The organism is Clostridium sp. D43t1_170807_H7 (assembly GCF_015555905.1).
GTDB lineage: Bacteria > Bacillota > Clostridia > Clostridiales > Clostridiaceae > Clostridium.
The window spans coordinates 93,424-118,075 of sequence record NZ_JADNLK010000003.1 but is presented as its reverse complement, the minus strand read 5'-3'; the positions used below and the strand labels follow the sequence as shown (position 1 = coordinate 118,075).

Annotated in this window: 21 protein-coding genes; 17 read left to right on the top strand and 4 right to left on the bottom strand. The window is 28.3% G+C overall.

Annotation, left to right across the window (positions count from 1 at the left end; all coding sequences use genetic code 11):
* Window positions 1–160 precede the first annotated feature (160 nt).
* The 5 genes from I2E98_RS03025 (at window position 161) to I2E98_RS03005 (ending at window position 4,818) form a co-directional block, all read left to right on the top strand.
* Window positions 161–1,294 (top strand): M20 family metallopeptidase, encoded by a 1,134-nt coding sequence (locus I2E98_RS03025; protein WP_195467488.1) that lies wholly within the window; start codon window positions 161–163, stop codon window positions 1,292–1,294.
* A 255-nt stretch (window positions 1,295–1,549) separates the two neighbouring features.
* Complete coding sequence (locus I2E98_RS03020; RefSeq protein ID WP_195467487.1) at window positions 1,550–1,918, top strand: GntR family transcriptional regulator; 369 nt, start codon at window positions 1,550–1,552, stop codon at window positions 1,916–1,918.
* The gene (locus tag I2E98_RS03015; RefSeq protein ID WP_195467486.1) at window positions 1,918–2,619 is read left to right on the top strand and encodes an ABC transporter ATP-binding protein; all 702 of its coding nucleotides are present in this window, start codon (window positions 1,918–1,920) and stop codon (window positions 2,617–2,619) included. The genes I2E98_RS03020 and I2E98_RS03015 overlap by 1 nt, the downstream gene beginning before the upstream one ends.
* On the top strand, window positions 2,613–3,416 hold the full coding sequence (locus I2E98_RS03010) for an ABC transporter permease (RefSeq protein ID WP_195467485.1): 804 nt from the start codon (window positions 2,613–2,615) through the stop codon (window positions 3,414–3,416). The genes I2E98_RS03015 and I2E98_RS03010 overlap by 7 nt, the downstream gene beginning before the upstream one ends.
* A 127-nt stretch (window positions 3,417–3,543) precedes the next feature.
* Window positions 3,544–4,818, top strand: a complete 1,275-nt coding sequence (locus I2E98_RS03005; protein WP_195467484.1) for a 4Fe-4S binding protein — start codon at window positions 3,544–3,546, stop codon at window positions 4,816–4,818.
* A 338-nt stretch (window positions 4,819–5,156) separates the two neighbouring features.
* On the opposite strand, the gene I2E98_RS03000 is transcribed toward I2E98_RS03005, so the two are convergent.
* Window positions 5,157–6,239, bottom strand: a complete 1,083-nt coding sequence (locus I2E98_RS03000; protein WP_195467483.1) for a PRK06851 family protein — start codon at window positions 6,237–6,239, stop codon at window positions 5,157–5,159.
* Window positions 6,240–6,572: 333 nt separating this feature from the next.
* On the opposite strand from I2E98_RS03000, the gene I2E98_RS02995 reads away from it, so the two are divergent.
* The 4 genes from I2E98_RS02995 (at window position 6,573) to I2E98_RS02980 (ending at window position 11,828) form a co-directional block, all read left to right on the top strand.
* Window positions 6,573–7,412 carry a transporter substrate-binding domain-containing protein gene (locus I2E98_RS02995; protein ID WP_195467482.1) on the top strand — a complete coding sequence of 280 codons (840 nt, stop codon included), beginning with the start codon at window positions 6,573–6,575 and terminating at the stop codon, window positions 7,410–7,412.
* Between the two features lie 276 nt (window positions 7,413–7,688).
* The gene (locus I2E98_RS02990; protein WP_195467481.1) at window positions 7,689–8,369 is read left to right on the top strand and encodes an amino acid ABC transporter permease; all 681 of its coding nucleotides are present in this window, start codon (window positions 7,689–7,691) and stop codon (window positions 8,367–8,369) included.
* On the top strand, window positions 8,356–9,078 hold the full coding sequence (locus tag I2E98_RS02985; RefSeq protein ID WP_195467480.1) for an amino acid ABC transporter ATP-binding protein: 723 nt from the start codon (window positions 8,356–8,358) through the stop codon (window positions 9,076–9,078). The genes I2E98_RS02990 and I2E98_RS02985 overlap by 14 nt, the downstream gene beginning before the upstream one ends.
* A gap of 149 nt (window positions 9,079–9,227) precedes the next feature.
* Window positions 9,228–11,828, top strand: a complete 2,601-nt coding sequence (locus tag I2E98_RS02980; RefSeq protein WP_195467479.1) for an SEL1-like repeat protein — start codon at window positions 9,228–9,230, stop codon at window positions 11,826–11,828.
* A 465-nt stretch (window positions 11,829–12,293) separates the two neighbouring features.
* Here the strand turns inward: I2E98_RS02980 and I2E98_RS02975 are convergent, their stop codons facing one another.
* Window positions 12,294–13,469 (bottom strand): cation diffusion facilitator family transporter, encoded by a 1,176-nt coding sequence (locus I2E98_RS02975; protein WP_195467478.1) that lies wholly within the window; start codon window positions 13,467–13,469, stop codon window positions 12,294–12,296.
* A 254-nt stretch (window positions 13,470–13,723) separates the two neighbouring features.
* Between I2E98_RS02975 and I2E98_RS02970 the strand changes: the two genes are divergently transcribed.
* Window positions 13,724–15,019: a M18 family aminopeptidase gene (locus I2E98_RS02970; protein WP_195467477.1), complete on the top strand. Its 1,296-nt coding sequence runs from the start codon at window positions 13,724–13,726 to the stop codon at window positions 15,017–15,019.
* Window positions 15,020–15,207: 188 nt separating this feature from the next.
* Here I2E98_RS02970 and I2E98_RS02965 read toward each other — a convergent pair whose 3' ends face one another.
* Complete coding sequence (locus tag I2E98_RS02965) at window positions 15,208–15,630, bottom strand: type II secretion system protein (RefSeq protein WP_195467476.1); 423 nt, start codon at window positions 15,628–15,630, stop codon at window positions 15,208–15,210.
* 750 nt (window positions 15,631–16,380) lie between these two features.
* Window positions 16,381–17,052: a response regulator transcription factor gene (locus I2E98_RS02960; protein ID WP_195467475.1), complete on the bottom strand. Its 672-nt coding sequence runs from the start codon at window positions 17,050–17,052 to the stop codon at window positions 16,381–16,383.
* Window positions 17,053–17,658: 606 nt separating this feature from the next.
* Here I2E98_RS02960 and I2E98_RS02955 point away from each other — a divergent pair.
* The 7 genes from I2E98_RS02955 to I2E98_RS02925 all read left to right on the top strand — a co-directional run bounded on the left by I2E98_RS02955 (window position 17,659) and on the right by I2E98_RS02925 (window position 24,643).
* On the top strand, window positions 17,659–19,569 hold the full coding sequence (locus tag I2E98_RS02955; protein ID WP_347708009.1) for a nucleoside-diphosphate sugar epimerase/dehydratase: 1,911 nt from the start codon (window positions 17,659–17,661) through the stop codon (window positions 19,567–19,569).
* A gap of 89 nt (window positions 19,570–19,658) precedes the next feature.
* Window positions 19,659–20,765 (top strand): aminotransferase class I/II-fold pyridoxal phosphate-dependent enzyme, encoded by a 1,107-nt coding sequence (locus I2E98_RS02950; RefSeq protein WP_243250911.1) that lies wholly within the window; start codon window positions 19,659–19,661, stop codon window positions 20,763–20,765.
* Window positions 20,766–20,859: 94 nt separating this feature from the next.
* Window positions 20,860–21,456: a sugar transferase gene (locus I2E98_RS02945; RefSeq protein ID WP_195467473.1), complete on the top strand. Its 597-nt coding sequence runs from the start codon at window positions 20,860–20,862 to the stop codon at window positions 21,454–21,456.
* A gap of 148 nt (window positions 21,457–21,604) precedes the next feature.
* Window positions 21,605–22,345 (top strand): Wzz/FepE/Etk N-terminal domain-containing protein, encoded by a 741-nt coding sequence (locus I2E98_RS02940; protein WP_195467472.1) that lies wholly within the window; start codon window positions 21,605–21,607, stop codon window positions 22,343–22,345.
* On the top strand, window positions 22,296–22,985 hold the full coding sequence (locus I2E98_RS02935; RefSeq protein ID WP_195467471.1) for a CpsD/CapB family tyrosine-protein kinase: 690 nt from the start codon (window positions 22,296–22,298) through the stop codon (window positions 22,983–22,985). The genes I2E98_RS02940 and I2E98_RS02935 overlap by 50 nt, the downstream gene beginning before the upstream one ends.
* A gap of 11 nt (window positions 22,986–22,996) precedes the next feature.
* Window positions 22,997–23,971, top strand: coding sequence for an ATP-grasp domain-containing protein (locus I2E98_RS02930; protein WP_195467470.1), 975 nt, complete (start codon window positions 22,997–22,999; stop codon window positions 23,969–23,971).
* Window positions 23,972–24,643 carry an HAD-IA family hydrolase gene (locus tag I2E98_RS02925; protein WP_195467469.1) on the top strand — a complete coding sequence of 224 codons (672 nt, stop codon included), beginning with the start codon at window positions 23,972–23,974 and terminating at the stop codon, window positions 24,641–24,643.
* Window positions 24,644–24,652: the final 9 nt, after the last annotated feature.

Here is a 24,652-nt window from a genome sequence, read left to right as displayed (position 1 = left end):
ATTAAGTATAATAAATAAATATATAGTTTAAAATATGCTCAATATCTGTTATAGAAGATTGTTGGTGATAAGGATTTTCTATGATAGATAGAGAGTATATTTTTATATAAGTGTAAATTTAAGTTGATTTGCAATTTAGATTATGTGGGAGGAAGAAGAAATGAAGGCTAGAATATATAACGAAGGTCAATTAATTAAGGAAAGATTAGCTGAAATAAGTGATTACATATATAATAATCCAGAGTTAGGAAATGAAGAATATAAGGCTGTTGAAGCATTAACTACATTCTTAAAAGATCATGATTTTAAAATAGAAGCTCCAATAGCAGATATGGCTACTGCATTTAAAGCAACTTTTGATAGTGGAAAACCAGGGATGACTATAGGGTATTTATGTGAATATGATGCATTGCCTAAAATAGGTCATGGATGTGGACACAATATGATAGGGGTTATGTCTGCAGGTGCAGGTGTAGTTTTAAGTAAGGTATTACACGAAATTGGCGGAAAAGTTATAGTATATGGAACTCCAGCAGAAGAAACTAATGGAGGAAAAGTTATATTAGCAGAAGCAGGTGTATTTGATGAATTAGATGCAGCAATGATAGTTCATCCAGATGGAGAAACTAGAGCAAGTGGATCAAGCAGTGCCTTATATCCAATAAGATTTATATATAAAGGGAAAACAGCTCATGCGGCATCATGTCCAGAAAAGGGAATAAATGCATTAAACAGCGTTATTCAATTATTTAATGGAATAGATGCACTTCGTCAACATGTAACACCAGATGTAAGAATGCATGGAATAATAACTAAAGGTGGAGTTGCAGCTAATATAGTTCCAGATGAAGCAATTGCAGATTTCTATTTTAGAGCTTCAACTAAGGAAAGAGTGACTGAGGTTGTAGAAAAGGTTAAAAAGATTGCAGAAGGAGCAGCTTTAATGACTGGAGCAACACTTGAGATGGAAAGATATGAATTACCTTATGATGATTTAAATACTAATGAAACATTATCAGAAATGTTTAATAGTAATTTAAGAGAGTTAGGTATTACAGATATAAAAGAAGCTAAGTCAACTGGTGGTTCAAGTGATATAGGAAATGTAAGCTATGTTGCACCAACTATACATCCATATATAGGAATAACAGATTGTCCAATGGTAGGTCACAGTGTTGAAATGGCAAATGCTACAACAACAAGCAAAGCACATGATAGATTATTAATAGCTGCTTTAGCAATGGCTTATACAGGTCATGATGTAATAGTGAGAAATGAAAGTTTAAGAAAATAAATGTAAATAAAAGGGTCTTCCTCCGGGGTTAATCCAATATTTGGATTAACCCCAGGGAAGGCTTTTTTTATTATTAGAAATGATTATAGAATAGCGGCTGAAATATTAAAAATTAATCTAATATTAATAAATAGTGCATAAGAAATATATATAAAAAACAACTTAATACCCAAAATATGGTTGACAAATATAAACTTAAATTATATTATTGTATTAAGGACGTAATACAATAATACAAGATAAGGAGTTGAGACTATGACATGGGAATTCAAAGATAGCAGGCCTATTTATACTCAGCTAGTGGAGCAGATAACATTAAAAATAGTATCAGGTGAGTATAAAATAGGTGAAAAGCTTCCATCAGTAAGGGATTTAGCAAGTGAAGCAACAGTGAATCCTAATACCATGCAAAAGGCTTTAGCAGAATTAGAAAGGAGAGGGTTAGTTTATAGTGTAAGAACAAGTGGAAGATTTATAACGCAGGATTGCAATATTATTAAAGACACGCAAACAACCTTAGCAAAGGATGAAATCAAAGAATTTTTAGAAAAAATGCAAAAGATAGGATTTGATAAAAATAGATTATTAACTACATTAAAAGAGGTTATAAAGGAGATGGAATAATGGGTAATTCAGTATTGGAATGCAAGGGGTTAGTTAAAAATTATGGTAGAAAAACTGCTTTAAATGGAATAGACCTAACTATAAATAGGGGCCGTATAGTAGGTTTACTTGGACCGAATGGAAGTGGAAAGAGTACATTAATAAAGTTGGCAAATGGTCTTTTAACTCCAACAAGTGGAGAAATTTTAATTTGTGGTATGAAGCCAGGGACTGAAACAAAAAAGATAGTATCATATTTACCTGAAAGAACTTACTTAAATGATTGGATGAAGGTATGCGATATAATTGACTTTTTTTCAGACTTTTATGAAAACTTTAATTCAGAAAGAGCTTATGATATGTTAAAGAAATTAAATATTAATGCAAATGATAAGCTTAAAACTATGTCTAAAGGAACAAAAGAAAAAGTACAATTAATATTAGTAATGAGCAGAGAAGCAGATTTATATTTATTAGATGAACCTATAGCAGGGGTAGATCCAGCAGCTAGAGACTATATACTAAATACAATTATAAAAAACTATAATGAAAATTCTACAATTGTAATTTCAACTCACCTTATTTCAGATATAGAAAAGATATTAGATGATGTAATATTTATATCGAATGGAAATGTACACTTGTCTAAGAGTGTTGATGAAATTAGAGATGAAGAAGAAAAAAGTGTTGATGTGTTATTTAGGGAGGTATTTAGATGTTAGGAAAATTGATAAAATATGAATTCAAGGCCACAGGAAGATTATTAATTCCATTGTATGGAGCACTAATAATATTTGCTTTTATAAACAAGATATTCATGGGAGATTTTTTATATAATAGTGATACAATCTTAGGCAATATACCACAAATACTTGCAATATTAATTTATGTTGGAATAATGGTTGCTATATTTGTAGTTACAGTATTTATAATAATTCAAAGATATCGTACTAATTTATTATGTGATGAAGGCTACTTAATGAATACAATACCTGTTAAACCATGGGAAAATATATTAAGTAAGCTTGTAGTAGCATTAGTTTGGTCAATAGCAAGCATAGTTATTTCAGTTATTTCAATTATAATTTTAGCTTATCAAAAAGGATTATTTACAAAAATAATTACTACAATTCCAGTGTTCTTTAATGATGTAAATAAAATAGCTGGAACTCAGGGATTCTTAATAATATTAGAAATAATATTAATGATGATTATAAATGTAGTATTTTCAATACTAATGATATATGCATCACTATCTATAGGAAGTTTATTTCAAAAACAAAAAATATTAGCTTCATTTGGAGCATTTATAGTATTAAATATTGCAACTAATATAATAGCGTCAATGGTTCAACTTCCATTAATGCTAGGACTAGATTTAACAGGCACTATGAATAATTCTGAAATTACTGCAGTGAGTATATTTATGGGAGTAATGTTAGGTATAAGTATACTATTTTCTATAGCATACTTTATAATTTCAAATTATATCTTAAATAAAAAATTAAATTTAGATTAGTAGATAAAAAACATGGTTTCTTTTGATAGCTATGACCCTTGAGGGGTGTATAAAAATTTTTAAAATAGAAAATAATTGTATGTGATAGTAAAATTAACTATATGATTGTGAATGGAGGATATTAATAATGTCACATATAGTTGGAAAATCAGCATACAAAAGCTTAGAAGAAAGATTAAATAGATTTCCGCAAGGGGCACCAGCATCAGATACACTTTATAAAATATTAGAAGTACTATTCGATGAAAAGGAAGCTGAGTTAGTTGCACAGTTACCAATAAAGGCATTTAGTATAGAAAAAGCAGCGAAAATATGGGGAATGAAACCTATAGAAGCAGAAAAGATTTTAGATAAACTTGCAAGTAGAGCAATCCTACTAGATATTGAGCATGACGGAAAAAGAACATTTATGCTACCACCTCCAATGGCTGGATTCTTAGAGTTTAGTATGATGAGAACGAGAGGAGATGTAGATCAAAAACTATTAGCAGAATTATATTATCAATATTTAAACGTAGAAGAAGATTTTATTAAAGACCTATTTTATAGTGCAGAAACTAAATTAGGTAGAGTTTATGTTCAAGAAAAAGTTCTTACAAATGATAATTCAGTAGAAGTTTTAGATTATGAAAGGGCTTCTCATATAATAAAGACTGCAAGTGATATAGGAATTAGTATGTGTTACTGTAGACATAAAATGCATCATATGGGTAAGGCCTGTGATTCACCAATGGATATATGTATGACATTTAATACTACAGCTTCATCATTAATTAAGCATGGTCATGCAAGAAAAGTAGATGCTTCAGAATGTTTAGATCTTTTAGATTTAGCTTATGAAAGTAATTTAGTACAATGTGGTGAAAATGTTAGAAAGGGAGTAAACTTCATTTGTAATTGCTGTGGATGTTGTTGTGAAGCAATGCTTGCAGCTAAGAAATTTGGAGTAATTCATCCAGTTGAAACTACTAATTTTATTGCAGAAGTAAATAAAGATACTTGTGTTAACTGTGGAAAATGCATTAGGAAATGTCCTGTTGGAGCTATTAAAAATGTAGTTATAAATAAAGGTACACCAATGGAGAAAACAGTAGCGGAAGTTGATAAAGATTTATGTTTAGGTTGTGGAGTATGTGTAAGAAATTGTTTTAATAATAGCCTAATGTTAAAATCAAGAGGAAAAAGAATAATAACTCCAGCAACTTCAGTTCACAGAGTTGTACTTATGGCCATAGAAAAAGGTCAGTTATCTAACCTTATTTTTGATAATAGAGCACTAGCAAGTCATAGAGCCATGGCAGCAATATTATCATCAATATTAAAACTTTCACCAGTAAAAAAAGCAATGGCCAGTGAACAGATGAAGTCTATATATTTAGATAAGTTATTGGATACCAAGTAATAATATAACTAAATTGTGAGCACTACGAGATTGAAATATAAAATAGTATTTTTCTGATAATGGTAAAATTTTTGCCTAGAATTTATGATTCACTGCTTTCATTAATATTCGCACTTGAAAATTAACGACTTCTTCTAGGGGATCATATGAGAAGTCGTTAACTTTTTAGATTGGAGTATGTGAAATTGTATACTTAAGCTTTAAAGCTAGTGATAGAGAAAAATTAATGATATTACCGGAAGGAAGTATTATATAAATTCTTAGCGAAATTATATGACTTAATGGAGGTTATATCATTAATTTTCGGCATCACGGCACAAATGCTTTAGTGTACAATATTACTCGTATTTTTCTAGCTTCTTAATGACTTTTTCGTAGATGTTATCGGCTACAGAGAAGTCCATAGCTTTAATATAATATGCTTCCAATTCATCATGTAAAAGATGAGCATTATGAATTAAAGAAATACTCTTATTAATCAAATCATAGAATAAATCGCTATCATACTTTATATCATCATTTTTTGATGAAGATAAATTTGATTTAGTATAATCAAACAAGTTATACTCTATTCCAGTATAGTTAGCTTGATTAATTTCATTATTAGTTATAATACATGTAGAAATTTCGGGAATAAATATATGCTCAATACGTTCGGGAACAAATGGATCATGCATATATTCAATAAAATAACCTTTCTTTTGAGCGCAACTACCTATAAATTTTAAAATATCAGTCTTACCAAATCCAGGTCCACCAGTCAATATATATTTCGTCTTAAAATCAGTACTCAAAGAGTCAGCATAAGTAATGATTCCATCAGGAGTAATTGCAGTTGCAAATAAATGACGTTCATTACCATATCCAAATTTGTCAGTTTTAAAAATATTATTCTTTAAATTCTCAATCAAATTATAAATTTTATTAGAATCTAAAGATTCATAATTTAAGCTACTCCAATCATCGTGAATACATTTAGCTGAGCCTAAAAATCTATAAGCTCTCTTAAAGTTTTTACCTATTTCTTTATTTAAAGATATTATTTCTTTTTTATTTTTAGCTAGCATATCCATATCCAGAGCATCACCCATATTAAGTATTTCATCAACAGCACCAGGATTAATAGGATCTACTATATGAGGTGAAGTACCGTCTAATAAAGCTATGTTTAATTCTTTTACCAAAACTCCATCTAAAGAATTTGGATCTGAAGAACAGTGATGATATTCGATTGTATATCCTTTTTTATTAAAATGAGCACCAACCTTTTTCATTAATTGAGATTTACCTGTTCCAGGACCGCCTTTTATACAAAGAATTCGTCTAGCATCATCTTGTGGAAGTACATATCTATAAAAAGAATAGAATCCTTTTGAAGTATTTCCACCTGGGAATAGATGCCTTTCTTTTAGTGTAGACATTAAATCACTCCTAAATAAATATAACTTGTTCATAATATTTTATTCAGTATGTACTAAAAAATGGACAAAATAAAATAAATAATTTCTAAAGAATTTATAGCAAGTACTATGAGAATAATATTTATACAAAAAAGGCTGAATAAAACGAGAATGTATGCATAAAAAATATACATATTTGTTTTATAAAAATCGCAAAATACGTAAAATATTCATAAAAATATAATTTTTATGCATAAATATAAAAAAACTATTGCATAAATATAATTTTATAATGTATAATTATACCGTGGTTTAGGAAAAGTTTTACATAGAATAATTAAGGGGGATTTAAATATGAAAAAAGGATTAATTAAAAAGGTGGTTGCAAGTGCAGTATTAGGAATTATGGCTATGGGGTTAGTTGGATGTGGGGCATCAGGAAATAAAAAAGAAACTAAAGACTTATTAGAAACAATTCAAGAAAAGGGAAAAGTTGTTGTTGGAATGAGTGCAGATTACGCACCATATGAATTTCATTACATAGATGAAAATGGCAAAGATGTTATTGGGGGATTTGATGTAGATATAGCTAATGAAATTGCTAATGAACTTGGTGTTGAATTAGTAATTCAAGAGATGGATTTTGATGCATTAGTAGCAGCATTACCAGCAGGAAAGGTAGACTTAGTAATATCAGGGATGAATCCTACAGAAGAAAGAGCTAAAGTAGTAGATTTCTCAGAAATTTATTATAACTCACAACATGGAATATTAGTTAGAGCAGAAGATGTAGATAAGTATAAAACATTTGCTGATTTAGAAGGTGCAAAGGTTGGAGCTCAATTAGGATCAACTCAAGAACAAATAGCTAAGGATGAAATTCCAAATGCTGACTTACAATTATTAGCCAATGTTAATAACTTAATATTAGAATTAAAAGCAGGGAAAGTTGATGCAATAGTTATGGAAAAACCAGTTGCAGAAATGGCAGTTAAAACTAATCCAGAATTAGCAGTTGGACAACCAACATATGAAGAGGAATCTGGTGGGAATGCAGTAGGTATTGCTAAGGGAAATGAAGAGTTATTAGCTAAAGTAAATGAAGTTATTAAAGAATTAAATGAAACAGGAAAAATGGACGAGTATATTGTAAAAGCTAATGAATTAGCAGCAACTGCTAATATAGTAGAATAATAATATTTGCAATTAAAGTTACTTTTATAAAATTGGGGCTATAAATGTAAGAGTAAACTTTAAATATAAACGGAATTCTTAGCTTCAGGTGGAGTTTTAACTCCAGCTGAAGGTTAGAATTCGTTATCTAGGGGCGTGCCCGATGTTATCTCCCAATTTGAAGAAGATGGGAGTGTTACAGCGGCTAGCCATCAGATAAAATTTAGTTATAGCAGAGCTTTGGGGCAAGCTCTGTTAAATAGTAAATTTTACATAAGGAAAAGAGGAGGATAAAAAATGGGTTTTGATTTTAGTTTCGTGCCACAATATATGCCTTATTATTTAGAAGGTGTTAAATATACATTATTAATTTCTTTAATTACAGTACTTTTCGGGGCATTATTTGGTTCTTTATTATTCTTTATGAAGAGCTCAAATTTTCATATTTGGAAGATTAAGCCTTTAAAAATAATAGCTGTAGTTTATATTGAAATAATTAGAGGAACACCAATGCTATTACAAATCTTAATTATGTATGCTGGTTCTAAGATGTTCTTTGGAATAGATTTAAGTCCATTTACATCAGCAATAATAGCAATTGCATTAAATTCAGCAGCATATGTATCAGAAATAGTAAGAGCTGGTATAGAAGCAGTAGACAAAGGACAAATGGAAGCTGCAAGAAGTTTAGGAATGAAAAGAAGTACAGCAATGATGTTAATTGTAATACCTCAAGCTGTTAAAAATATATTACCTGCAATAGGTAATGAGTTTGTTGCAATAATCAAAGAATCATCAATGGCTTCAATAATTGGTGTTAATGAATTGATGTTTGCATCAAAGGTTGTAGTAGGTTCAACATATAGGGGATTAGAACCATATATAGTAGCAGCAGGATTCTACTTCATTATGACATTTACATTAGGTAGAATTATATCTCTTATAGAAAGGAGAATGAAAAAAAGTGATTCACGTTAGTAATCTTCATAAAAGTTTTGGAAAAAATGATGTTTTAAAAGGAATAGATGAACATATAGAAAAAGGTGAAGTTGTAGTTGTAATAGGCCCATCAGGTTCTGGTAAAAGTACATTTTTAAGATGTTTAAACCTATTAGAAGAGCCAACTTCAGGTAAAATAGTATTTGAAGGTAATGATATTACAGATAAAAAAGTAGATATAAATAAAATTAGAGAAAAGATGGGAATGGTATTCCAACAATTTAACCTTTTCCCACATAAGACTGTATTACAGAACTTAACAATAGCTCCTATTAAAGTGAAAGGGCTTAGTAAGCAAGAAGCGGAAAAGAAGGCAATGGAATTATTAGATAGAGTTGGTTTAACTAATAAGGCAAAGGCATATCCATCATCACTTTCAGGTGGACAAAAGCAAAGAATAGCAATAGCAAGAGCATTAGCTATGGAGCCTGATGTTATGCTATTTGATGAACCAACCTCTGCATTAGATCCAGAAATGGTTGGAGAAGTTTTAAGTGTTATGAAAGATCTTGCAAAAGAAGGAATGACAATGGTAGTTGTTACTCATGAAATGGGATTTGCAAGAGAAGTTGGAGATAGAATTTTATTCATGGATAATGGAAATATTGTAGAACAAGGAACTCCAGAAGAAATATTCTCAAATCCAAAGAATCCGAGAACAATAGATTTTTTATCAAAAGTATTGTAAAAATATGTAACGACCTCCGGGGTCAATCCAAATAATGGATTGACCCCGGAGGTCGTTACAATATTTGGATTCTTTATTATATCTGATGCGTAATAAAGGGATTATCAATATAATAAACTAATAGTAGAAGCAATAGCATTGGAGGATATATGAATAGGATCTTCAGTTATGATTTTTTAAAGCTAGAATTTAGAGATATATATGAAGATATAGAAGAATTGAGGAAAAAGACAACTCATGATGATATAGAGAAAAATATTAATGCTTTAATTGGTGATATTATTTATTATATATATAAGAAAAATAGTATATTATATGATGAAAAAATTCAGTGGAATAAAAGATTAGAGATGTTGAAGGAGATAAATATAATACCAAGTGAGATATTGGATATGATTATACTTTGGAGTAACAAAGTTAAAGTAAATCATTCTGATATTATAACTGCCGAGGATAAGATCTCGGAAATGAAAATATTATATGAAATTTTAGCATGGTTTGTTGTTAATTATGGTGAGGAGAATTATTCTTTAATAGTAGATAATTTAATAGATTCAGAGAAAGAAATTTTTACGAAATATTTGCCGACCAGTAAAAGCATTCCAGAAAAAAAGGCATCAAAAGTCCTTGAGAATAAAGTAGGAGAATTAGAAGAAAAAGAAGAGGTTACACGTCAGCTTCTTGAGAAAGGTGAAAATTATTACTTTGGTAGAGGCGTTAAGAAGGATAGCAAAAAGGCTTATAAATATTTCTTAGATGCAGCAAAATATAAGGATGAATATGCTGAAACTTACCTTGGATTATTTTACGATAAAGGTATAGCAGTAAATAAAAACTATGAAATTGCATATCAATGGTATTACAAAGCTGCAATAAAGGGGAATGCATTTGCTCAATACTCTTTAGGTGTTTTATATTCTGAAGGAAATGGAGTTATTAAGGATTATAATAAAGCATTTATATGGTTTCAAAAGAGTGCAGAAAATGATTATGTAGGTGCATACTATCAATTGGGACGTGCGTATTATAATGGATTAGGTGTAGATAAAGATGAAGAAAAAGCATTTAAATGGCATAAGAAAGCAGCAGAAAATAATTTACCAGCCTCACAATATGCCTTATCACTAATGTATAAAAATGGAGAAGGCTGTGATGAAAACTTAGTAAGTGCATATTATTGGCTTGAAAGAGCAGCAGAAAATGATTATGAAGATGCTTATTATGTAGTTGGAAGATCATATTTAGAGGGAATATGCCTAGAGGTTAATTATAAGAAAGCATTTTATTATTTAAGTAAAGGATATTTAGCCTTAGATACAAATTGTATAGAATCCCTTGCGGAAATGTATTTAAAGGGACTTAATGTAAAGAAAGATGTTTATACTGCATTAGAATTATATAATAAGGCAATAGAATTTGGGGATAGAAGTATATACTTCAAGCTTGGAAAGGTATATGAAGATGAAGGTTTAATTAATCAAGCAATTTCAATATATGAACAAGGTCATCAAGAAGGAAATTTAAAGTGTACTCAAAGATTAGGTATAATGTATTACAATGGTGAAGGTATTGAGAAGAATCTTGAAAAGGCAGTGGAATATATGGAGATAGCAGTAGCTAAAAAAGAACCACATGCCATGTATGTTCTAGCAGTTGCATATTATAGATTAAATAAATTTGGTGATAAAACAAGTGATATTGTTAAGGCCTTATTAAAAGAAGCATATGAATTAGGTTCACCTTATGCAGCAGATTATTTGGCCTGTATAATGATTAATGAATTAAAGGAAGGCAAAGATGTTAATAAAAATGAGCTTGTAATTTATATAAAATTTGGTGTAGAAAATGAACTTAAAGAATCAATCTTTAAGTATGGATATATATATGAAAAGGGAATTGGAATAGAGCAAAGTTATGAAAAGGCCTATTACTATTATACCTTAGCAGCTGAAACTAAATATGTTAAAGCTATGAATAAGCTAGGGGATTGGTACAAGGCAGGTATTTTCTTAAGCAGAAATATAGATTTAGCAATTAAATGGTATGAAAAAGCAGCAAAAGAAGATGATATAGAATCAATAGAAAAATTAATAGAGATATACGAAAGTGGAATTGGCGGTAGGAAAAGTGATATAAAAGCTATTTACTATGTATTTAAACTTATTGATTTAGATGCATTAAAGGGAAAAGAAAAGCTAGTATATTATTGCTTTAAAGGAATAGGAATTGAAGAAAATAGGGACAAAGGCTATGAATTACTTGATGAAATTGAAGAAATAGATGTAGGAACAGCCAAATATATTAGAGGATATTTAGGTGAAAAAGTATTAATAGATATTGATAGAGATGAAATTATAAATTTATATAGGGAAGGAATAGAACTTGGAAATTTAGAGTGCTATGGACAGCTTGCTATTTATTTATATAATAGTGGCTTAAGTAAAAATAATAAGTATAAAGAAGCATTTGAAGTTGCCATGGAAGGAAAGAGTTTAGGAATAAATAAATGTAAATATATATTCCTAAAGGATAAATTAAAAGAGGTTCAAAGTAGTAGTATAGTTACTGTTGAGGAATTAATAATTATTAAAAAGCTTAGTAAGATGATAAATAGTGGATTTTATGAAGTGATCAATGATTTAATTCAGTGGTATGATAATAGAAAACCTCAGGACAAGAGAATTTATTATGAGTTACAGGAGGAGGCAATATATTATAACGTTGTTAAAGAAGATGAGAGACTTCAATAAAATAAACGACGAGGCTTAAATATAAGTCTCGTCATTTATTTTAAATAGACATTTTGAAAAATGTAAATACTCTAAATTTACTTCTTATAAAGAGCGTAAATTAGATTAATTATATTATTTATATTAAGTGTTTAGAAGAGTGAGCCAATTAAATTACCCCTATTTATAGAGGATATAAATTCGTAAATTTCAGTTAATGATTGATATACTATAGAAAGTTATATTCTATTTAATTTGTACATCAATCATTAACTATCGTTTCTATTGTTTTACTTTAGATTAAAAGGGAGTTCAAAGTAAAAAATAGAAACGATTCCAAAAAAGTGTGAAATTTGATTAGATTGTTTGGTATAAAAATATTTATATTTTTATGGAAGTTATGTAATAATTATAACGTAAATTTCCCCAATAAACCATTGGAGAAATTTACAAAATTTATCAAATATATATAAATTACACCTATTTTTATAAGGCTAAATCAACAGTAATAACACATCTATATTCAGGAGATTTTTCCTTAATATCTTTCTCTATATTAGATAATAATTGAGATGAACTACTTTCACTAGCTAAGCATTTAGGGCAAACTTCTATATCAAAAATCAAATTTTTCTTATCATCATCTCCAACAACTCTGAAATCATGGAAAGACTTAACTTCTTCATATTTGCTAAGTATATCTTGGACCATATTTCTGGCTTCAACTATTTCATCTGTATCAACACAAATAGGATCCATATGAATAACTAAATAGATATTTAACTTTTTAGAAATTTCTCTTTCAGCAGTATCAATAATATGATGTATTTCCATAATATCAATATTACTAGGAATTTCAGCATGAATAGAAGCCATAATTCTACCTGGACCATAATTATGAACAATTAAATCATGAATTCCAGTTATATTATCATAAGACATAACCATATCAGTAATATCACTAACTAAAACGGGATCTGGTGGTTCTCCAAGTAATGGACTTAAAGTTTCTTTAATAAGAGAGAAACCAGAATAAACAATAGCTAAAGCTACAACAATACCAATATAACCATCAATAGGTAAAGTAGTGAATTTACATATTAAAAAAGAAATAACAACAGTAGTAGAAGTAAAAACATCACCCATAGCATCAGTTGCAGTAGCCTTTAAAGTAGATGAATTAATCTTATTTCCAATAGACTTATTAAATTTAGATAGCCAAAACTTAAATCCAATAGAAATAAGTAATAAAATAAATGGCCATAATTCAAAAGTTACTGGGGTAGGATTAATAATCTTTTGAAAAGATGTTTTAACAAATTGAAGACCAACAAGCATAACCATGAAAGAAACAATCATGGCAGTTATATATTCAATACGACCATGTCCAAAAGGATGTTCTGCATCAGCTGGTTTATTTGCCATCTTAAAACCAATTATAGTTATAATTGAAGAGGTAGCGTCAGATAAGTTATTAAATGCATCTGCTAAAATTGAAACAGAGTTAGATAATAAACCAACAGATAGCTTTATTATAAATAATATTAAGTTAACAATTATTCCAATGATTCCAGCAAGATTAGCATAAGCACCTCTTACTTTTATGTCTGATATATTATCATAATTCTTAACAAATCTTTTAACTAAAAAATTTGAAAACATAAAAATCCTCCCATTTTTATTTGTAATTATATTAATAGTATGTTATTTTTTTAAAATAATTACGCTTATTATAATATGCTAATTTAATCCAATATAAAAGTCAATTATATATTATTTAAAGGACATACTAAATAAGGCTAAACCTAATAATGTAGCCATGTCTTATATGTAGTTGTGGTAAAAAATAATCAGTTGTGAAAAAATAGTAAATGAAGTATATTAGAAATATACGAAATATAAAGGAGTAAATGACTATGGAAAAGAAGTTAGCATTAGAATTAGTAGACTTTTTATATGACAGTCCAAGTGCTTGTCATGGAGTAAAAGCAACACAAAAAATATTAGATGAAAATGGATTTATTGAAATAAAGGAAACTGATAAATGGGATTTACAAGCAAAAGGCAAATATTATGTTATAAAAAATGATTCAGCATTAATTGCTTTTGAAGTTGGTACTGGAGATATAGAAGAAGCAGGATTAAGACTTATAGGAGCCCACACTGATGTGCCAGGATTCAGAATTAAGCCAAATCCTCAAATGATTTCAGAAGGAAAATACGTTAAACTAAATACAGAGGTTTATGGTGGGCCAATACTTCACACATGGTTTGATAGACCATTATCAATAGCTGGTAAGGTATCATTAAAAGGTGCATCTCCATTAAAACCAGAAACAAGATTAGTTAATATAAATAAGCCATTATTAATAATTCCAAGCTTAGCCATTCATATGAATAGAGAGGTTAATGAAGGATTTAAAATAAATAGACAAGTAGATACACTTCCTTTATTAGGGCTTATAAATGATAAATTAGAAAAAGAAGACTACTTAATGAATATATTAGCAGAAGAACTTCAAGTTAATAAAGAAGACATATTAAACTTTGAATTAGGTTTATATGAATATGAAAAAGGTATGCTAATAGGAATGAATGAAGAACTTATTTCTTCAGGTAGATTCGATGATTTATGGATGGTTTATGCAGGAATTAAAGCTTTAGTTGATAGTAGAGAAAATGCAGCAACTAAGGTTATGATTTGCATAGATAATGAAGAAATTGGTAGCTTAACTGCTGAAGGAGCTAATTCTACATTACTAAATAATATATTAGAAAGAATAGCTTTAGGATTAGGTAAGGATAGAGAAGGATATTATAGAACATTAGCTAATTCTATAATGATTTCTGCTGACTTAGCTCATGCTGTTCATCCAAACTTAGGTGATAAACATGATCCAACTAACAGACCTGTACTTGAAGGTGGACCTGTATTAAAGATTGCTGCTTCTGGAAGTTATAGTACTGATAGCTTTAATGGTGCTGTATTTGCAGGTGTATGTGAAGCTGCAGGTGTACCATTCCAAAAGTTTGTTAACAGATCTGATGTTAGAGGTGGAACTACAATAGGTCCTGTAACAGCTGCAAATTTAACTATTCCAGTTATCGATATGGGAGCTCCTGTTCTTGGAATGCACTCTATAAGAGAATTAGCAAGTGTTAAGGATAATTATTATACTGTTAAAGCATTTACTGAGTTCTTTAGTTTATAATTTTAAAATTAATTATGACTTTTAGAATAAGCTGTGTAAAGGAATATAATATATTATATAAGCCTTACACAGCTTTTATTATATAAATTAATGTAAATATTATTAATTTAATTTTTAAATATTATATAAATAATTTCTATATAGTTTGTTTTAATCAATATAATGTCTATTAAAGTAATATTAAAAATTTAGTTAGGTAATTGTATAGTACCAAGATCAGAATTATCAATATTTTTAAATATAGAAATACTATTATCATTTATTTTAAAGCCATTTGTTTCAGTATCAAGTAGCAATCTACATTCTGATACTGTTGCATTTCCTAGCCTTTTTAATGTTCCTTCTTCAATTGGTAAATTATCACCTTCAAATTCTATACCAGTATCATCTTCATCAAAATTTGATCTATGTCTTACTGATTCATAAGCAGTAACAATAGTCTTAGCTTCATTTAAAACAGCAACCTTTTTAGCTTCCGTAATATAATTACCCACTTTAGGAACAAATGCAGCAGATAAAATTGCAATAATAGCTAGGACAGCAACAAGCTCAATTAAAGTGAACCCCTTTTTCTTTTTTTTAGATTTTAGATTTTTAGTTTTTAATTTCAATAGACTTTCATCTCCTTTGAAAAATAATAAAATTATGATTATTTCATGAAATAATTCTTTACAGATTATGGACGATAAATAAATTAGATATTCAAAAAAAGATGAAAAAAATTACAAAACTCATATTTTTGTAAAAAGTTCTAAAGAAATATGAATAAATTAACCTCAAAAAGGATAAAACAATAATAGAGATAACAAATGATAAATAAAATTATTGTTTATAAGTTTTAAATGAAATGTGAATATAATATGTTTGTTATATTCTAAATTGAATTTAAAATTTATACTGTTATCTCTGTAAGGATTTTGATCTATTTCTTTCAAAATACATAGTATGCAGAGTTATTTTTATGAGATAACAGAGATATTAATTTTTGAAAGATGCTTATTTATATATGAGAAAAGCTTTATAAGGGCACATGATGGTTCGAGATAGTATTTTAATATTAACTTAGATTAATATTAAGCATAGCTTCGGATATTTTCTATTTAGACATACTGCAATAAAAATGATAAAGAAATTTATCAAGAGATGACTAAAGTTATGTATAATACACTTGTCAACAAGTCATAGAGGATAAAGGACTATCTCTATATATTAAATATAGTAGTTTAAGTTTATAGTTTTAATGATGGGTATATTATTAAAAAGTAGAACTTAAATAAAATAGAATCAAAATCCTTTTAATAATAAAAATAAGATATTTTTTTTATAAAATTAAAAAAGCTACCAATAGGTAGCTTTTAATATTACAAGAATAAAGGTTTAGCTATTAATCCAGATTCATAAGCATAAATTATAGCTTGAGTTCTATCCTTAACATTTATCTTTATAAATATATTACTAATATGTTTTTTTACAGTATTCTCACTTATGTTAAGATTCTTAGAAATTTCAAAATTGCTTAATCCATTAGATAGTTGCGAAAGAATTTCTAATTCTCTTCTAGTTAGAGGACTTCCTAAGTTGCTTTTACCAGTAATAGTTGCAGCAGGTTCTTCTTCTACCAATCTATATAATAACTCTCTATCATAAAATTTAGTTCCAGTAGAAATTTTATGAAGAGCATAATTAATATCTTCTTGAGCAAATGTTCCAAGCATATATCCATCAATATTTAGTTTTGACACCTTAAAGAACATGTCCTTACTTTCATTGAAATCAACAATTAACAATTTAAGCTTAGAATAATTATCTTTAATAGATAAGATATTGTCTATTGATCTTAAATCTTCTTTAAATAAAGTAACAATTAAAATAGTATCTTCAGTATCATTTATAAAATCACTATCAGAATCATCTAATGCTTTAAAACAATCTTCAATAGAAGTAAAAGAGGTGATGATTGGATACTTCTCTTTTAATATTGATTTAATTCCTTCATGGATCACTGGATACTTGCATAATATGGAAATATTCATTTAATCCCCCTTTTCATACATAACATAAATTTATATTAAAATTATACATTCAAAAAATGTAAAAGTCTATATATAATTACATTAAATTCCAAGAAATTATTCTGTAGTAGTAGAAATGATGATTTAAAAGTAGTAATTACACAAAGTAATTCTAAAGCAGTATTTATAAAGGGTGAAAAAGAAAAATAATTTAGTAAAAGAATAAAAAATAGAAGGAGAGATTTAGAATCATTAGAAAAATATAAAAAAATATTACCATTAAAAATTCAGGGGATTTACAAAAAAATTAAGGGGCATAAGGTTACTTATTTAACTTTATATTTAAAGAGTAACCTAAATAATAAGAAAATGTTTACAAAAGCAAAAAATAATCTGTAAGAATTAGTGTTTAATACCACTATAGTTTACTAATGTGATTATTAAAAGAATTAATCGGTGTAGTAATAAAAAGTAGAATCAACAGTATAATACCAATAGATTATTTACTGTCAAAATGTGTAAATATATAATTTACATTATAATAAATGGTAAAAATGTAGCAAAGTGGTTACTGGGGGTTGATAAATAAGCTACATAATTAAGTAATAATTATGAGGGGGAATAAATGTGCAAGATTTAAGAATATTAAATCTAAGCAGAAGAAAAAAAAATATAATATTACTATTAGTTGATATATCAATAATAATGTTGGTTTACACTACATTAGCTCTATTAAATAGAGATGATATTAATTCAATTATAGGATTATGGACAACAATAGCAATTGCAGTAATTACTTATGTATTCTTCTTAGAAATAAATAATATGTATAGTTGCATTTGGGTTAATGCAGGTGCATATGAATTTAGACAAACAATAGTAGCATCTATATCAGCATGTATAGTAGTTACATGGATAACATTAATTATACCAAATACAATGTCAGTACTAAGTAATATTTTAGCTGGAATATTAATAATGGTAGCACTTACAGGGGTTAGGCTTTCATTAAGAGTTTTAACTAGAATTGTAACGTATTCTGTAGCTAATAGGACTAATGGTAAATATAACATTCTAATTATAGGGGCTGGAGATTGTGCTTCAACGATTATAAGTGAAATAAGGAAAGAAAAAAGTAGTGACTATAATATTATAGGAATTATAGATGATAATGAATCAAAATTAAATACTCTTCTAAATGGAGTAAAAGTATTAGGAAATAGAGACAACATAGTTGAAATAGTGGAAAGAGAAAATATAGATCAAATATTATTTGCAATAGCTAAGATAAGTGGACAAGAAAAAACTAGCATATTAGATATATGCGGAAAAACTAAAGCAAAAGTAAAAGTTATCCCAGGATATTATCAACTTTTAGAAGAGGGAATATCAATTAATAAAATGAGAGATGTTGACTTAAGAGATTTAATTGGTAGAGAAGAAGTTAAGTTAGATAAGTCAGGTATAGAGAAATATATAAATAATAAAGTTGTTTTAGTAACTGGTGGTGGTGGTTCAATAGGATCAGAGCTATGTAGACAAATTGCAAAGTTTAATCCAAAGTTACTTTTAATATTAGATATATATGAAAACAATGCATATGATTTACAAAATGAATTATCTTACAAAGAACCAGAATTAAATAAGAAAGTAATAATTGCTTCAGTAAGAGATAAAGCAAGATTAAATCAAATAATAAGTGCATATAAGCCTAATATAATATTCCATGCAGCAGCACATAAGCATGTACCTTTAATGGAAGATAATCCATCAGAAGCAATAAAAAATAATGTAATAGGTACATTAAATATGGCACAAATTGCAAGTCAATATAAGGTAGAAAAGTTTGTTTTAATTTCAACAGACAAGGCAGTAAATCCAACTAATGTAATGGGGGCAACAAAGAGACTTTGTGAAATGATAGTTCAAGCTGTCAATCATGAAAGAGGAAATAAAACAGAATTTGTTGCAGTTAGGTTTGGTAATGTACTAGGAAGTAATGGTTCAGTAATTCCATTATTTAAGAGACAAATTAAAAATGGAGGGCCATTAACTTTAACACATAAAGATATAACTAGATATTTCATGCTAATTCCAGAAGCAGCACAACTTGTACTCCAAGCTGGTGCATATGCAAAAGGCGGAGAAATATTTGTTTTAGATATGGGTAAGCCAGTTAAAATTTATGACTTAGCAGAAAATTTAATTAGACTTTCAGGATATACTCCAAATAAGGACATAAAGATAGAAATAACTGGTCTTAGACCTGGAGAAAAATTATATGAAGAATTATTAATGAATAATGATAACTTAACAAAAACAGCACATAACAAGATATTTATAGATAAGCCAGAAACTATATCTCTAAATAAAATAATAAAACAAATAGATGATTTATTATTTGTTGCTAAGATAGGAAATAAAAATATGTTAAAGGATAAGTTAAAAGAAATAGTTCCAACATATAATTCGCCAGAATTTTATAACAATAAAAGGGCATTAGAAGAAGCAGCAGTTACTACAGGGGGGAAAGAGTAATGGAAATATTGAAAAGTAAAGAAATACTAGAAAAATCAAAAGAAGAAAGCAAGAAGGAAAACAAGAGAATATATTTAGCATCTCCACATATGGGAGAGCTAGAGCAAGTTTTTGTGAAAGAGGCTTTTGATACAAACTGGGTAGCTCCACTTGGACCTAATGTAAATAACTTTGAAAAGGAAATTGCTGAATATGTAGGAATAAAATATGCATCAGCATTAGTTTCAGGAACCGCAGCAATACATTTAGCTATTAAGCTTTTAGGTATAAAGCCTGGAGATGTAATTTTCTGTTCATCATTAACTTTTGCAGCTAGTTGTAATCCCATAATTTATGAAGGAGCAGAACCAGTATTTATAGATTCAGAATATGAAAGCTTAAATATGTCACCAATAGCATTAAAAAATGCATTTAAAGCTTACTCAGAAAAGGGAAAGCTACCAAAGGCAGTAATAGTAGTTCATCTTTATGGACAATCAGCTAATATGGATGAAATTATGGCTATTTGTAATGAATATAATGTTCCAGTAATAGAAGATGCAGCAGAATCTCTTGGAGCAACTTATAAGGGAAAACAAACAGGAACAATAGGTAAGTATGGAATTTATTCCTTTAATGGTAATAAGATTATAACTACTTCTGGTGGTGGAATGCTTGTCTCTAATGATGAAGAAGGAATAAAGAAGTCAAAGTTTTGGGCAACTCAGGCTAGAGATAATAAAAGATATTATCAACATACAGAGTTAGGATATAACTATAGAATGAGTAATGTTGTTGCGGGAATTGGAAGAGGACAGCTTAGAGTTCTAGATGAAAGAATAGCTAAAAAGAAATATATATATGAAAAATATAAAGAAGGATTTAGTGATATTAGAGATATAGAAATGTCTAATATATGTGAATATGGTGAAGCAAATTATTGGTTAAGTATTGGAATATTAAGTCCTGAATCAAAGGTTAAACCAATTGATATTATTTTAGAGTTAGAAAAGGAGAATATTGAATCAAGACATATATGGAGACCAATGAATATGCAGCTTTTCTATGAAAAATATGATTTTTTTAAAGATTATGATAATGATGGGATTAGTGTTGGAGAGGATATTTTTAATAGAGGAATATGTTTACCTTCTGATACTAAGATGAGTGATGAAGAAATTAATAGAATTATTAAAATTATTAAGGGATTATTTTAAATTAAGAAAATACTAATTTAGATGTGAAAAATTAGGGGTTGGTATGAGTAGGATTTAGGGGAAGAAGACTATTCATAAAAAAGGATGGGGAAATATGCTTATAAAAAGAATATTAGATTTTATTATATCATTGGTAGCACTAATTATTTTGTCACCATTGATGTTAATTATTTATATATTAGTAAAAATTAATCTTGGATCACCGGCGTTTTTTGTTCAAGAAAGAGTTGGAAAAGATAACAAAGTTTTTAAGATGATTAAATTCAGAACAATGAGGGATGCCAGAGATAAGAATGGTAATTTACTTAGCGATAATGAAAGAGTTACAAAGCTTGGAAGCTTTTTAAGAAGTTTTAGTTTAGATGAGTTGCCAGAGCTTATAAATATTATAAGAGGTGATATGAGTCTAATTGGCCCAAGAGCATTATTAGTTCAATATTTAGGACTTTATAATGATGAACAAATAAGAAGACATGAAGTGCTTCCAGGTCTTACTGGATGGGCACAGATAAATGGAAGAAATTCAATTACTTGGAGTGAAAAGTTTAAGCTTGATGTTTGGTATGTAGATAATTGGTCCTTATGGTTAGATATTAAAATTTTCTTTTTAACTTTTTGGAAAGTTATTAAAAGAGAAGGAATTAATCAAAGTGGAAGTGTTACAATGGAATATTTTAATGGCACAAATTAAGTAATTAATTGGGAAATTAATTGTTAGCAATAAGTAATAGATAATTAAGGGCTATATAAGAATTAAAGTAATAGATAATTGAGGTCGATATAAGAATTAAAATTGGGGATTGCTTTAAAAAATATGAATAGATGACTGGAGGATGAAGATGGAAGAGAAATTAATTGATATTGAATTTGACGAAGTGTGGTATTTATTTAAAAAGAAATTTTGGATAATTATTGTCATTACTGCAATGACAACTTCTTTAGCTGTAGTTAAAGTATCAAAATTACAACCAAGCTATAGTGCTACAGCTAAGGTATTTATGGGAAATGGAAATGATATGCTTCAAGTTTACTCTGAAAGTGAATTAAGTTATTATTCACAATTTTTAACCATATTTAGTGAAATATCTAAAATAGATGGTTTTTTAGATGATACTTTAAAGAAGAATAAAATAGATAAAACATCTCTTGAAGTTGCTTCAGCATTAAGTTTTTCATCTTCAGCAAATACTCCAATAGTTAATATTTATTATGCAAGCTATACTGATTATCAAATGGCAGAAACATTAGATGCAGTATGCGAACAACTCTTAGATAAGGTAAAAGAAATAATGCCGGAAACGAATCCCACAATATTAAGTGAAGCCAGAGTAGCTACTATATATCCCAATAAAACTAAGTTGCCAATTATGGCTTTTGGAGTAGGAATTATTTTATCTATTGGGTTAATTTTAGTTTTAGATTATTTAGATACAAGAATAATTTCTAAAAAACAATTAGGGAAAATAGTACCAGTACCTGTATTAGGAAGTATACCAGTATTAGAAAAAGAGTTTAGAAAGGAGAGCAAAAATGCTTATAACAAAGGAGAAACCGAAGTCACTGTCAGCGGAAGCTTATAGAAGCTTAAGAACGAGTATTAAGTTTTCATCAGTAGATAAACCAATAAAAACAATAGTTGTAACAAGTGCCTTAATAGGGGAAGGTAAGTCTACTGTTGCAGCAAATTTAGCATATACTTTAAATCAAGATGGTGCAAAAGTTTTAGTAATTGATTGTGATTTAAGAAAACCATCTATGCATTGCAACTTTTCTGTATCAAATGAGGAAGGGCTAACAGATGTTTTGGCTGGAAACTCTGATTTAAAGAGTGTTATTAAAAAGGTTGAGGAATCACTTTTTTTAATAACAGCAGGGTCGATTTCACCTAATCCAGCTGAAATTTTAGGTTTAAAAGCAATGAAAGATTTAATAAATGAGTTGTCTACTAATTTTGATTATATAATTCTTGATACTTCATCAGTACTTCCAGCAAGTGATGCATTACTTTTAGCCTCAAAAGCAGATGCAACTTTAATAGTTGTTAAGGCTAGAAAGACTAAAGAAAAGATGGTTAAGGAAAGTTATGCACAGCTTGTAGATGCTGGAGCAAATGTTATTGGCACTGTTTTAAATGAAAGTGATAAGTCTTTAGATAATAAATATTGTGGTTATTATGAAGAAGGAAAAAGTAAAAAGGGAAAAAGATTTAATAAGATATAAAGGGGATTTATATGGAGATAAATATACTAATATTAAGTGCAGGTAGAAGAGTAGAATTGATAAAGTGTTTTAAGGAAGCGGCAAAGATTAAAGGAATAAAAAGTAATATAATAGCAGCAGATATGTCAAAAACTGCACCTGCAACATATTTTGCTGATAAAAGCTATATGATACCAATGGTTGATCAAGAAGGATACATAGAATCAATTATTGATATATGTAATAAAGAAAAGATTAAGTTAATAGTACCAACAATAGATACTGAGCTTAGAATTATTAGTGTAAATAAAGCTTTAATAGAAGAAAGAACAAAGGCAAAAGTTTTAATTAGTGATAAACGAGTTATAGATATATGTAGGAATAAAAAAAATACTAATAGATTTTTTGAGAAAAATGGATTTGGAGTTCCAAGAGAAATTAGTGAAAATGATATAAACGAAGAAAATTATAATTTACCTTTATTTATAAAACCGCTTGATGGTAGTTCAAGTATTAATGCTTTTAAGATAAATAATAAAAGAGAATTAGAATTTTTTAAAGATTATATTAAAGAACCTATAATTCAAGAATGTATAGAGGGAAAGGAATATACAATTGATGCTTTTATAGATTTTGATGGACAACCAATAACAATAGTTCCAAGAGAAAGAATAGCGACTAGATCAGGTGAAATATCTAAGGGGAAAATTATTAAAGATAGAGAGTTAATTGATGAAGTAAAGGAAGTAATAGAAGTATTAAAGCCAATAGGACATATTACATTTCAATGTATGAAGACTAATGAAGGAATTAAGTTTATTGAGATTAATCCACGATTTGGTGGTGGAGCTCCTATGAGTATTAAGGCAGGAGCAAATTCACCATTAAATTTATATAAGTTACTTTTAGGTGAAAAAATTTCTTATAACGAAGATTATGAAGATAATATGATAGCTTTAAGATTTGATGATTGTATATTTTTAAATAGTGATGGAGCATTGATTTAAATGATTAAGGCAGTGGTATTTGATTTAGATGATACGTTAATTTCTGAAAAGGAGTATATAGAAAGTGGATTTAATATTATAAGCAAAGAAATAGCTAAGAGGCATAACTTATATAGTGAAAGGGTTTATGAGAAAATGATTAATCTTTTTGAGGATTCATCAAAGAATGTTTTCAATAGGGTTTTAGATTATTTTAGTATTAAATATTCAAATGATGAAATATTAGATTTTATTAATATTTATAGAAATCATAAGCCTAATATAAAATTTTATGATGATGTCATTCCAACTATTACAGCGCTTAAAGAGAAAGAGATTAAAGTTGGAATAATTACAGATGGATATAAAGAGACACAGTTTAAAAAAATTGAGGTTTTAGGCTGTATGGAGTTATTTGATGAAATAATTATTACAGATGAGATGGGAAGAGAGTTTTGGAAGCCAAATGAAGTATCATATAAGTTAATGGCTGAAAGATTAAATATTAATTTAAATGAAATGATTTATGTAGGTGATAATGTAAATAAAGATTTTGTAACAGCTAATAAATTAGGAATAGAAACAATACACATTGATAGAAAAAATGGAATATATAGTGAGTTAGATGTTCCGAGGGGGTTTTTGGCAAAGACTAAAATAGAATTTCTATATGATATATGCTTAAATTTATAAAGTGAATTT